Origin of the sequence: Shewanella hafniensis, assembly GCF_019655335.1 — a bacterium.
Lineage (GTDB): Bacteria > Pseudomonadota > Gammaproteobacteria > Enterobacterales > Shewanellaceae > Shewanella > Shewanella hafniensis.
In genome coordinates this window covers 1-11213 of sequence record NZ_BPFD01000110.1, presented here as the reverse complement: position 1 = coordinate 11213, position 11213 = coordinate 1, and the positions used below count along the sequence as shown (strand labels likewise).

Genomic DNA, 11213 nt, shown 5'->3' with positions numbered 1-11213 from the left:
TCAATCAGTGCCTTAGAGGCCAGCATCAAGCTGTTTAATCGTTTTAGGTGAAGTTCTGGGCAGTATTGGTGTAAAGAATGTTGTAGGATATTGGCTTCGCGCATCTTGTTGTCCAAGTGTAGTTTTTGGCGAAACCATTTGATCATGCAACAAGATGCGCTTCCACCCTAATTTGATGATTTATTTGTAAATCATCAGGGGATTCTTCAGTGCTGAGTTTTTTGTTAAACCTAAGATAGGAAGGTTAGTTATTTTTCCATCTTATATGTGGCATGGCACCACTCCTAAGTCAGTCTCAGGAGAAAGATTGACGATAGCATTTGACTTGTGCCCAATTAAAAAGACGCGATAGGCAAGGTAGTGGCTAAAGCTAATGACAGGTGTGAAGATTATATATTTTTGTCGAAATGGGCAGTTATCAACACTTTCTGGTGCATATGGCCAGTATTTTGTCATTTCAGTCATTATTAAGACTATAAACAGTGCATTTATCTCGTTAGTTGTACAAAAAATCGGCTTTTGGTGCTATTCACTTCGTTAGGCATTCTTTCTGATAGTTTTGGCTAGGGTCAATTGTTGACACAGGTCAACATTTTGTGAAATGATGCCAGCGGGTCTATGCCCGTCAGGGTGTAGGAAAGGGAAGAAAAAACTAAGAATCACAAGAGAAAGACGAACTTACAGTAATTATTGTCTATAACCTTTGTTGTTACTGGCAATGTTATGGGTAAGTTAAACCTTTTATTCACTTCAAATTGGTTGGGAACTATGTCCAAGGTAAGCAATAGAACAAAAATCGCTACTGCACTTGTTGGCGTGCTGGCATTAGCGAGCAGCAACTTAGTGGTTGCAGATCCTCTTACCGACGTGCAGAAAGCGGATAGTATGATCCATGCTGATGCTGCAGCGTCGCAAAAGAATGTTGATAAGTATTTCGATCAAGCACAAGACATGCTTTTTGAGTATGGTTCTGTCGCGGATGAGCGTGAATCACTGAAATCATATAACGATTACGTTGCCAGCTTAGTTGCTGATCAACAAAAGACAATGGATTCAGTACAAAGCGACATTAATGGTGTTGATAAACTTCGCCAAGGTGTTGTGCCATTAATGTTTAAAATGGTTGAATCATTAGAACAGTTCGTTCAATTAGATTTACCTTTCAACTCTGAAGTACGTACTAATCGTGTTAATGAGCTGAAAAACCTTCTTAATACTGCTGAAGTTACCTTGGCCGAAAAGTACCGTTTAATCCTTGATGCTTATAGCATCGAGCGTGAATATGGTAGCGCGGTTGCTGTTAACCAAGGTAAGTTAAACCTAGATGGTAAAGAAGTGTTGGTTGACTTCTTTAACTTAGGTCGTGTTGCTCTTTATGCACAGAGTTTAGATCAAAAGACTGGCTGGATGTACAACCCAGAATCTAAGGGTTGGGATAAGTTAGATGACAGCTATTTGCGTGAACTGACTAAAGGTATCCGCATTGCCCGTAAACAAGGTGCTCTAGATCTATTTGCGTTACCAATTCCTGCTGCGGAGACTGCACAATAATGAAGAAGTTAATTACTACAGCTGTGTTGGCTGCAAGTTTCTCTTTAACTGCTGGTATGGCTAGCGCTGCAGATGCGCCTAAGTCGATTGACCAATTATTGCAACAAGTTAAAGTTGAACGTGCTGCAGAAGGCAAAATCAACAGTAAACGTGAGCAAGAATTCCAAGCTGAACGTGGTGATAAAGCTGCACTGTTAAAGCGCGAGAAAGATGCTTTAGCGGCTGAAAAACAACGCGGCAAAGATTTAAACCAAGCGTTCTTAGATAACGAGCGTAAAATTGCTCAGTTAGAAGAAGATCTGAAAACTGCTCAAGGTGACTTGGGTGAGATGTTTGGTGTGGTTAAAGGTGAAGCCGGTGATTTCGCGGGTAAACTGGCAAGCTCAAACATCAGTGCTCAATACCCAAATCGTGATAAATTCATCGCTGATTTAGGTGCGCGTAAGCAATTACCTAAAATCGAAGAACTAGAGCAATTCTGGCAAGAGCAGCTGTTTGAAATGGCGCAATCTGGCAAAGTTGTTAAGTTCGAAGGTTCTGTTACTGGTATCGACGGAAGCGTTAAAACAACGACTATTCACCGTATCGGTTCTTACAACTTAACAGCCGATGGCAAATACGTTGTTTATAACCCTGAGTTAGGTTTAATTCAGCAGTTATCTCAACAACCAGAAGGTTACCAAGTTAGCGCGGTTGCTGACTGGGAAAAAATCACTTCAGGTACTGCACCATTTTATGTTGACCCTGCACGCGGTGTACTGCTAAACATCTTCACTAACAAAGCTAGCTTTGAAGACCGTTTAGAAGCCGGTGGCACTATCGGTTACATCATTATTGCTCTGTTGGCACTTGGTTTATTAATCTCTATCGAACGCCTTGTCACTATGACGATTATTGGTGCTCGCGTTAATAGCCAACGTAAGAACGTCGATAAGCCTGGTAACAACGCTTTAGGTCGTATCTTAAAAGTTTACCAAGAAAACAAAGACGTTGATGTTGAAACGTTAGAGTTAAAACTTGATGAAGCGATTCTGAAAGAAACTCCAGCATTAGAAGCGCGTATTTCAATCATTAAAGTACTGGCCGCTATCGCACCTATGATGGGTCTGTTAGGTACAGTAACGGGTATGATTGCAACCTTCCAAAGTATCCAATTATTTGGTACTGGCGATCCAAAACTGATGGCGGGCGGTATTTCTATGGCGCTTATCACTACAGTTCAAGGTCTGGTTGCTGCACTACCGTTAATGTTAATGCATGCAGTTGTTGTTGCGCGTAGCAAGTCAATCGTTCAGATCCTTGAAGAGCAAAGTGCTGGTATCATCGCAGCACATGCTGAGAAGAGGGCTGACTAATGATGCTATACCTGATGGACATTTGGGATTCCGTCAGGGGCTTCATGGCCTCCGGAGGCGACGTCCTCTGGCTTGTAGCGGCTGTTCTGTTCTTAATGTGGGTATTGATGCTTGAGCGTTATTGGTATCTTAATTGGATATCACCAAAGCAACATAAAGCAATCATAGCTGCATGGGACGCCAGAGAGGAAACGACCTCTTGGTATGCACACCGTATCCGTGAAGCTTGGATGTCCCAAGCGAAGCAAGATTTGAATGCACGTATGCTGATTATTAAAACCTTAGTGGCGATTTGTCCAATGATAGGTTTGTTAGGTACCGTAACCGGTATGATTTCAGTGTTCGATGTGATGGCAGTTCAGGGGACGAGTAATGCTCGTTTGATGGCGGCTGGTATTTCAATGGCGACTATGCCTACGATGGCTGGTATGGTTGCAGCATTATCGGGAGTATTCTTCAGTACTCGCCTCGATGCCAAAATGAAGATCAGTTTAGAAAAGCTAAAAGACAGCATGCCGCACCACTAGAGAGAGATTGAACATGGCACGTAAAAAGCATTCCAGTATAGATGAGGAAGCGCAAATTGATATGACACCGATGCTCGACATCGTGTTCATCATGCTAATCTTCTTCATTGTAACAACGTCATTCGTGAAACCATCTGGTTTGGACTATAACAAACCAAAAGCTTCACAAGCGACTTCAAAGCCTTCGGCGAACATCTTTATCGGCGTCAGCAAAACGGGCGTGATCATGATGGAAAACCGTCAGGTTGATATCGAACGTGTAACTGCAAACGTTGAACGTATGCTGGCTGAAGCTCCTGAAGCTGCTGTATTGATTCAGGCTGATAAAGACGCAATGCACGGCTTAGTTGTTAAAGTTCTAGACCAAGTGAAAGCGGCTGGTATAGATAAAATTTCGGTATCTGCGGGGAACGATTAATATGCTAAGAGCACTAGTATCGATCATTATTGGTGCTGCTGTGACTTTTGGTCTGTTCGCTTTTATGGCGTTCTTGGTCGGTGGCGGCGCACAGCGCGGCGAAACATCGGCTGAGACCCCTGTAATTGAAATCACTATGGATAGACAGGATTCAAAAGCACAGAATAAGCCAAGGGTAGTGCCTAAGCCACCACCACCACCAGAGCAACCACAGAAGCCTGATACAACGCCACCTGATTCATCAAGTAATATTGATACATCAATGTCGTTCAATATGGGTGGTGTAGAAGCTGGCGGTGCAAGTACTGGTTTCAAATTAGGCAATATGATGACTCGCGATGGTGATGCTACGCCTATCGTTCGTATCGAACCTCAGTATCCAATTGCTGCGGCGCGTGATGGGAAAGAAGGTTGGGTACAACTTCGTTTCACCATCAACGAACTCGGTGGTATCGATGACGTTGAAGTTATTCAAGCAGAGCCAAAACGTTTATTTGATAAAGAAGCGATTCGCGCACTGAAGAAGTGGAAGTACAAGCCAAAGATTGTTGATGGCAAGCCACTGAAGCAACCAGGTCAGACGGTTCAGTTGGACTTTACCTTAGATAAAGGAGGCAAATAACGATGCGTAATGTTAATAAAATCGCAGCTCTATTATTGCTTTCTATTTGTGGCGGATTATCTGTTTCATCTGCGGTAGCAGCTGAAAAGTGTGAGATCGATAAACGTCAATCTAAAGCTGTAGGTGAAGGCGCTGCGAAAAAAGTGCAGAAGTCGTTTGAAGCTTATACCAATGGTCAGCTGGACGAAGCCATTGCTATTTTGCTCGAAGCAAATGCAAAGAACGATTTCGATAAAGCCTATGTTGCACGCATGCTAGGTAACTTTTATGCCGAGAAAGGCAAAATGGATACTGCGATCAAGTACCTAAAACAAGCTGTTGAAGCTGATATTTTAGGTGGAACAGATCATGCTGCGACCATGCGTCTTTATGCGGATTTACTGTTACAAGAGAAGAAATTTAAGGAAGCGATTCCTTACTATTACAAGTGGATGGATTTTACTTGTAAAGCTGACTCTCAAATTTATCGTCGTATTGGTATTGCACACTCTGAGCTAAAACAGTGGGATAAAGTGATTGAAGTGGCCGATAAAGGTCTTTCATTAGCTGAGACTCCTGATAAAGGCTTATATCAGATGAAGCTAACTTCTTACTTCAATCAAAAGAAGTATAAGAAAGCTGTTGGCGTGTTAGAAGTCATGGTGCCATTATTCCCGGATGATGGCAGATTATGGGTTCAATTAGCGCAGTTTTATCTGATGGTTGAAGACTATGACAAGTCTCTTGCAACTTACGATTTAGCTTATAGAAATGGTTTCTTAGATAGTGCGGGTAACATTACTCGTTTAGCACAATTGATGGCACAGAAAGGTGCTCCATATCAAGCCGCTAAAGTCTATCAGAAGCATATGAAATCGGGCTTGATCGCTGAGGATGCTAAGTCTCTAGAGATTTTGGCTGGTTTTTATCAGAATGCAAAAGAGTTTAAACAAGCCGCTGAGTATTATGGTAAAGCTGCAGCTATCAGCAATGATGGTAAGACTTACTTGAAACAAGGTCGCTTACTGAACTTGAATGAACAATACACTGCAGCGATCCCTGTGCTTGAAAAAGCCATATCTATGGGTATTGATCATCCTGGCGAAGCAAACTTCGAATTAGCTTTGGCTCATTTAAGTTTGAAACAGTGCAAGTCAGCTTATAACCGTGCAGTATTAGCTGCCAACGATAAAAAGACTGAGAAGAGTGCAAAAAGCTATATCTCTTATATCAAAGAGAAAGCACGTATGCATAACATCACACTGTAAGTGCTTGGCAGTTTAGTATCAGATTTGAAAGCCCCGTAAGGGGCTTTTTATTTGATGTAATTTAATGTCAAAAATTTACTGTAAGCGGATTAAAGCTTGAGATTGATCATGATTTTTTTCAAGATCTTGTGAGAGTTGGCTGACATTGCTGAAGAGCGATTCGATTTTGTTTTCTTGTGTTGGCAAGCAAATGCAGGCGGCCAGTTTATAATCTATTGTCAGTTTATGATTTTTACCAAAATTTTGATTGAAATCAGAAATTTGTTGTTCTATTCGTTTTAACACTACCTCTGTTCCCACCTCATCTATGTTGAATAAACCCAGTGCGAAGTGATTATGATCAAGTCTAGCTATCATATCTGTTGCTCTTAATAGTGCTTCTTGCACTTGTTTGGTAAAGAATTCGAGTAAATGGGGTTGTTTGACGGTTTCATGAATGTGAGGGCACAGATACAATAGTGCCAAGCTTTGGTGTTCTCTTATATGACGATGCCATTCTCGGTTGAATACTTCCATGAAATAGGTTTGGTTATAGACTCCAGTTTCTGGATCCCTGAAACCTGAGTTGCGGAACGAGTAGATCATAGATTAACTCCGATAGCAGACCTTGAACTAAGTATAGAAACAGTTCTGCAATAGCGGGCCAAAAAGGAGAAATAATAAAATGAAATTGGGTTTATTGGCAGGATCGATAGCGTTAATCTTTGCCCTTCAAGGTTGTTCTAAGCCTGAAGCCACGGCAGTTCAAGAAAACAGTCAATCAAATGCCGTTGCTGAGCAGGGCAAAACACAAACAGCAGAGCAGCGCTATTTATCGCTAGTGGATGCTTATTTTAAAGATTACCTAAAGCTTGAGCCTATTTACGCTACTTTTGTTGGTGTTAATGACTATAACGCTGATTTCGGCGGTGATTTAACTGAGGATTATCTCAAAGCTCGCCATGATCTTAACACTCACTATTTAGCCCAGGTGCGCGCGATAGATCCAAAACAACTGCCCGCGGATCTACAGTTAAGTTATGACCTGTTTGTCTATGACCGAGATATGGCGTTAGTTGACGAAACTTTCCCTTCACGTTTTATGCCGATAAGCCAGTTCTATAGCACTGTCATTACTATGGTGCAGCTTGGGAGTGGCGAAAGTGCGCAACCTTTTAATACTGTCGATGATTATCGTAATTGGGAACAGAGGGTTGATGGTTTTATCAAGTGGGTAACGCTTGCTGAAAATCGGATGAATCAAGGCATTGAAAGTAAAGTGGTGCTACCGCGGGTGTTAGTAGAGCGCATTATTCCCCAGTTAGACGCTATGCTAACGACTGATGCGACTCAGAGTATTTTTTACTCACCCATTCAACATTTCCCCGAGAGTTTTTCTGAGCAAGATAAAGCCGAATTGACCACCCGTTATCAAGCTATGATAGCCGAGCGTATCGTGCCAGCGTTAACGAACTTGCGTGATTACTTTAAGCAAACTTACCTGCCTAAGTCGCGGGCGACTGACGGCTGGTCTGGTTTGCCTAACGGCAAAGCTTGGTATCAGCATCTGGCGAACTCACATACGACCACCACTATGTCTGTGGATGAAATTCATCAAATTGGCTTAAGTGAAGTGGCGCGAATTTTATCTGAGATGGATAAGGTACGTGAGCAAGTCGGTTTTAAGGGCGATTTAAAGGCATTTTTCGCCTCTTTATCATCCGAACCTCAGTATTTCTACAGCGACCGTCAAGGTTTGATTGATGGTTATATGGTGTTGAAAGATAAAATCAATCAAGTGCTCCCTAACTACTTTAATGTGATGCCTAAAGCTGATTACGTGGTTAAGCCAGTTGAAAGTTTCAGAGAGCAATCTGCTGCGGGTGCTTCTTACGAGTCGCCAGCGGTGGATGGCAGTCGTCCAGGCGTGTTCTATATCAACACTTATAATCTTAAGGCGCAGCCAAAGTGGGGCATGACGACCTTATCTTTACATGAGGCTGCTCCTGGGCATCATTTCCAAATTGCGATCAAGCAAGAGCTAACTGGTGTGCCTGAGTTCCAGCGTTTTAGTGGTTATACGGCATTCGAGGAAGGTTGGGCACTGTATGCTGAGTACTTAGGTATTGAGATGGGCTTGTTTACTGATCCTTATCAGTATTTTGGCAAGCTTTCCGATGAAATGCTGCGTGCGATGCGCCTAGTGGTGGATACTGGTCTTCATTCAAAAGGCTGGAGTCGTGAACAAGCGATTCAGTACATGAAAGATAACTCGCCGATGGCTGAAAGTGACATAGTCGCTGAAGTGGAGCGCTATATGGCAATCCCTGGTCAAGCTTTGTCTTACAAAGTCGGCCAGCTGAAGATCCTGGCACTGCGCGCCCGCGCTGAAAAAGCCTTGGGTGATAAATTTGATTTAAAAGCGTTCCACGATCAAATCCTCACCTCAGGTTCATTACCTATGGCGGTTATGGAAAATAAAATTGACCGTTGGATAGCGTCTAAACAGGCTTAGCCCGTAATTTGCCGTAATTTGCCGTTATTTGACTTTGATGTGAATGACGGCATTTTAAGACTTTTTTATTCAACAGAAAGTTTTTATACTGTTGATTCAAAACCTGTTAAAACGGATGTTTTAATGGGAATATCAATGATATTTGGGGCAAATGTCTCATGATCCTCACAGGAGTTTTACTATGGTCCAGGCAACAGCAAGACATTTGTTAGTTAGCAGCGAAGAGCAGTGTCAAGCGCTGAAACAGCAAATATTGGAAGGCGCGGATTTTGCTCAAATTGCTCGCGCGCACTCTTCTTGCCCATCAGGTGCCCAAGGCGGCGAATTGGGGTCATTCGGTCCTGGTATGATGGTGAGAGAGTTTGATGAAGTTGTCTTCAGCGCGCCATTAAACGAAGTGCAAGGTCCAGTTAAAACGCAATTTGGTTTTCATTTACTCGAAGTGACCAGCCGCGCATAAGTTTTACGGCTTATTGGATACCGCTTTTTAATACGGCAGCATTTGCTGCCGTTTTTGTTTATCTGCTCATCACGGAGTCACTATGCTGGAACTCTACACCGATAGATTGAAACTCAGGAGCTTACAAGATAGCGACTGGGAACAGTTTTATGCGTTGCACAGCGATCCTGAGATTAATCGCTATGTGCGAGTGCCAGAGTCGCAAGAGGTGATCCGTAGTAAGTTTCAGCAGCGCTCAGATACTTGGTTTTACGGTTCAGGCGATTGGCTGACCTTAGTGATTGAGACCGTTGATACAGGGCAATTTGTTGGGTTAACAGGCCTTTATTGCCAAAGCCTTGATGAGCAGCGTGCCGAAGTCGGTTACTTACTAGCAGCAGAGGGCCACGGCAAAGGTTATGCGACTGAGAGCTTAAAGGCAGTAATAGATTAAGCCTGCTTAAGTTTTAATGTGCATAAATTTGTTGGTCATTGCGCCAAAGATAATCATGCATCGGCGCGGGTTCTTGAAAAGTGTGGCTTCAGGCTTGAAGGCTTACTCAGGCAGCAATTCAAAGTCGGTGAAAACTGGCTTGATGAATCGGTCTTCGGCTTACTTGCCGATGAAAGACGTCTCTAGCCAAATTATCTTCAGCGGATTTTATGCGGTGCTGGTATAATGCCGCAGGTTTATTTTAGAAGGCGTGTATTAAGTGGCGCAAATTAATCAATTGGCTTTGCATTCTGGCGAAGATTTCATTGAATTGTACAAAGTATTAAAAGTGCAGGGCATGAGCAATGCTGGCGGCGAAGCCAAGCATTTTATCGAGGAAGGTCAAGTCACTGTGAACGGTGAAGTTGAAACTCGTAAGCGTAAAAAAATTATTGCGGGCGATATCGTCAGCTTTAATGGTGAATCAGTTCAAATCATTGCGGCAGAATAAGCCTGAAACAGTGGAGCAAGATATGCAATTTCCAGATGATGACAATGGTAAAATGCTGGCCGCAATGGCTGAAGCAGGAATCGATTTAACGAAAGAGTTAGATGTTGATTTCTTTTTGGTTTTTGATGATCAACGCGATGCCGAAACGGCGTTAGAAGAACTCACAAATTCTGACTTGCAAGGCGAGCTTGAGCTGAATCTGAATGATGAGCTGGGCAAGTGGGAAATCATTGTTTGCCTCAATATGGTACCTGATTACGATACTTTGGTTGAGCAAGAAGTTATGTTGAATGATTTTGCTGCCGAATTCGGTGGTATGACCGACGGTTGGGGCGTAATGCAACACCAAGACGGTGACGACGAGTTTATGGACGATGATGACCATGAACATGTCCACGGTGCTCATTGCAATCACTGATCCTGATTTGCTTTGACCTTTGAGTTTGAAACCACCTTCTTGGTGGTTTTTTATTACCGTTTTTCTGCGCTCATTTGCTGCGTTTATTTTCAGTACTCCATAGCTTTATTTGGCACATATAGCGTTATTGCACCTTGCTGGAATGGCGAAATTCCAAATGTTGTTTAATGGCGATAAGGGGCAAACACTTCTAATAACCAGTCAATAAAGGCTTGGGCTTTTAACGGCAAGCTAGGGGACTTGGGCGTGAGTAAGTAATATCGATAGGGGCTAGTGAAAGGGGCGTCGAAGGGGATGACTAAACTACCGTTTGCCAATTGCTCTTCGATAAAAAATCGCGGAATTAGTGCTGCACCCATGCCACTGCCTGCCGCTTGGCTCAGCATGTAGAAATGCTCGACGCCAAAGGATTGCGCTTGAGTGAGTGTTAAGCCCACTTTGTCTGCCCAATATTCCCACAGTTCGGGTCTCGTTGTGTGTTTTAGTAAGGTGACGTGATTGATATCCTCAATATTTTGCAGTTTTGGCGCTAACGATGGCGCGCAAACTAAGCACAAGTCTTCATCCATCAGCTTGATATAATTCGCGCCCTTAGGAATGGCTGTGCAGCTGCGAATCGCAATATCATAACGGCCTTGACTAAAGTCCACTGCAAAGTCGCCAATCGACAAATCAACATAAAGGTGTGGATGGCGGGATTTAAACTGCTCCATTCTTGGAATAAGCCAATTAATGGTTAAGCTTGGCAGCACATTGATGGCTAAGGTCTGCGGCTTAGATGGCAGACGACGTAGGTCACTCGTTGCACTTGACAGGGTTTGCAGCGCGGCTTGGACATGGGGCAAATAGCGCTTGGCTTCATCGGTTAAACTGACTCTTTTATGTAGGCGTACAAAAAGCGCAAAACCCAAATAATCCTCTAAAACTCGGATTTGTTTACTGACCGCACCATGGGTGACATGCAACTCCTTGCTTGCCAGTGTCATACTTTGCAAGCGCGCGGCGGCTTCAAAAGCGCGGAGGGAATTGAGTGGCGGCAGTTCGGTCAACATTTTATCTCCTATAACTGGGCAAATCCGAACCGGATTATAGATTTGCGTGAGTTTAGCTCACGCAGTGGCGACAATAACTCCTTTGCGTTTATTTGGCAAACGCAGTCTAATGCTCAGCAATTACTCCCTTTTTTATCAGAAGAATA

Annotated in this window: 13 protein-coding genes and 1 pseudogene; 12 read left to right on the top strand and 2 right to left on the bottom strand. The window is 43.2% G+C overall.

The window, feature by feature from the left end; all coding sequences use genetic code 11:
- The first annotated feature begins 190 nt into the window (after window positions 1-190).
- The 7 genes from K5Q99_RS22970 (at window position 191) to K5Q99_RS20270 (ending at window position 5720) form a co-directional block, all read left to right on the top strand.
- On the top strand, window positions 191-352 hold the full coding sequence (locus K5Q99_RS22970; RefSeq protein ID WP_220777945.1) for a putative 2OG-Fe(II) oxygenase: 162 nt from the start codon (window positions 191-193) through the stop codon (window positions 350-352).
- Window positions 353-768: 416 nt separating this feature from the next.
- Window positions 769-1551, top strand: a complete 783-nt coding sequence (locus K5Q99_RS20295; RefSeq protein WP_106650162.1) for a DUF3450 domain-containing protein — start codon at window positions 769-771, stop codon at window positions 1549-1551.
- On the top strand, window positions 1551-2906 hold the full coding sequence (locus tag K5Q99_RS20290; RefSeq protein ID WP_012088829.1) for a MotA/TolQ/ExbB proton channel family protein: 1356 nt from the start codon (window positions 1551-1553) through the stop codon (window positions 2904-2906). The genes K5Q99_RS20295 and K5Q99_RS20290 overlap by 1 nt, the downstream gene beginning before the upstream one ends.
- Window positions 2906-3433: a MotA/TolQ/ExbB proton channel family protein gene (locus tag K5Q99_RS20285; RefSeq protein ID WP_006081157.1), complete on the top strand. Its 528-nt coding sequence runs from the start codon at window positions 2906-2908 to the stop codon at window positions 3431-3433. Before K5Q99_RS20290 ends, K5Q99_RS20285 begins: the two co-directional genes overlap by 1 nt.
- Before the next feature lie 13 nt (window positions 3434-3446).
- Window positions 3447-3851, top strand: a complete 405-nt coding sequence (locus K5Q99_RS20280; protein WP_006081158.1) for an ExbD/TolR family protein — start codon at window positions 3447-3449, stop codon at window positions 3849-3851.
- 1 nt (window position 3852) lies between these two features.
- Entirely contained in the window at window positions 3853-4473 is a 621-nt protein-coding gene (locus K5Q99_RS20275) for an energy transducer TonB (protein ID WP_012088830.1), read from the top strand.
- A 2-nt stretch (window positions 4474-4475) separates the two neighbouring features.
- Window positions 4476-5720 carry a tetratricopeptide repeat protein gene (locus K5Q99_RS20270; protein WP_220777944.1) on the top strand — a complete coding sequence of 415 codons (1245 nt, stop codon included), beginning with the start codon at window positions 4476-4478 and terminating at the stop codon, window positions 5718-5720.
- A gap of 75 nt (window positions 5721-5795) precedes the next feature.
- On the opposite strand, the gene K5Q99_RS20265 is transcribed toward K5Q99_RS20270, so the two are convergent.
- Window positions 5796-6305 carry a diguanylate cyclase domain-containing protein gene (locus tag K5Q99_RS20265; RefSeq protein WP_220777943.1) on the bottom strand — a complete coding sequence of 170 codons (510 nt, stop codon included), beginning with the start codon at window positions 6303-6305 and terminating at the stop codon, window positions 5796-5798.
- A gap of 79 nt (window positions 6306-6384) precedes the next feature.
- On the opposite strand from K5Q99_RS20265, the gene K5Q99_RS20260 reads away from it, so the two are divergent.
- From K5Q99_RS20260 to K5Q99_RS20240, 5 genes and pseudogenes are all read left to right on the top strand, one after another.
- The gene (locus K5Q99_RS20260; RefSeq protein WP_220777942.1) at window positions 6385-8214 is read left to right on the top strand and encodes a DUF885 domain-containing protein; all 1830 of its coding nucleotides are present in this window, start codon (window positions 6385-6387) and stop codon (window positions 8212-8214) included.
- 181 nt (window positions 8215-8395) lie between these two features.
- Window positions 8396-8674 carry a peptidylprolyl isomerase gene (locus K5Q99_RS20255; RefSeq protein ID WP_006081163.1) on the top strand — a complete coding sequence of 93 codons (279 nt, stop codon included), beginning with the start codon at window positions 8396-8398 and terminating at the stop codon, window positions 8672-8674.
- Between the two features lie 82 nt (window positions 8675-8756).
- Window positions 8757-9293: pseudogene (locus K5Q99_RS20250) on the top strand (GNAT family N-acetyltransferase).
- 73 nt (window positions 9294-9366) lie between these two features.
- Window positions 9367-9597 (top strand): RNA-binding S4 domain-containing protein, encoded by a 231-nt coding sequence (locus K5Q99_RS20245; protein ID WP_006081165.1) that lies wholly within the window; start codon window positions 9367-9369, stop codon window positions 9595-9597.
- A 22-nt stretch (window positions 9598-9619) separates the two neighbouring features.
- Entirely contained in the window at window positions 9620-10015 is a 396-nt protein-coding gene (locus K5Q99_RS20240; protein WP_006087411.1) for a ribonuclease E inhibitor RraB, read from the top strand.
- Window positions 10016-10179: 164 nt separating this feature from the next.
- Here the strand turns inward: K5Q99_RS20240 and K5Q99_RS20235 are convergent, their stop codons facing one another.
- Entirely contained in the window at window positions 10180-11067 is an 888-nt protein-coding gene (locus K5Q99_RS20235) for a LysR family transcriptional regulator (protein WP_220777941.1), read from the bottom strand.
- Window positions 11068-11213: the final 146 nt, after the last annotated feature.

Bases quoted from the DNA above. Each gene is read 5' to 3' on its own strand.
- K5Q99_RS20285 (WP_006081157.1), top strand. From the start codon at position 2,906: ATGATGCTATACCTGATGGACATTTGGGATTCCGTCAGGGGCTTCATG.
- K5Q99_RS20265 (WP_220777943.1), bottom strand. From the start codon at position 6,305: ATGATCTACTCGTTCCGCAACTCAGGTTTCAGGGATCCAGAAACTGGA.
- K5Q99_RS20270 (WP_220777944.1), top strand. From the start codon at position 4,476: ATGCGTAATGTTAATAAAATCGCAGCTCTATTATTGCTTTCTATTTGT.
- K5Q99_RS20240 (WP_006087411.1), top strand. From the start codon at position 9,620: ATGCAATTTCCAGATGATGACAATGGTAAAATGCTGGCCGCAATGGCT.
- K5Q99_RS20255 (WP_006081163.1), top strand. From the start codon at position 8,396: ATGGTCCAGGCAACAGCAAGACATTTGTTAGTTAGCAGCGAAGAGCAG.
- K5Q99_RS20290 (WP_012088829.1), top strand. From the start codon at position 1,551: ATGAAGAAGTTAATTACTACAGCTGTGTTGGCTGCAAGTTTCTCTTTA.
- K5Q99_RS20280 (WP_006081158.1), top strand. From the start codon at position 3,447: ATGGCACGTAAAAAGCATTCCAGTATAGATGAGGAAGCGCAAATTGAT.
- K5Q99_RS20275 (WP_012088830.1), top strand. From the start codon at position 3,853: ATGCTAAGAGCACTAGTATCGATCATTATTGGTGCTGCTGTGACTTTT.
- K5Q99_RS20260 (WP_220777942.1), top strand. From the start codon at position 6,385: ATGAAATTGGGTTTATTGGCAGGATCGATAGCGTTAATCTTTGCCCTT.
- K5Q99_RS20295 (WP_106650162.1), top strand. From the start codon at position 769: ATGTCCAAGGTAAGCAATAGAACAAAAATCGCTACTGCACTTGTTGGC.
- K5Q99_RS20235 (WP_220777941.1), bottom strand. From the start codon at position 11,067: ATGTTGACCGAACTGCCGCCACTCAATTCCCTCCGCGCTTTTGAAGCC.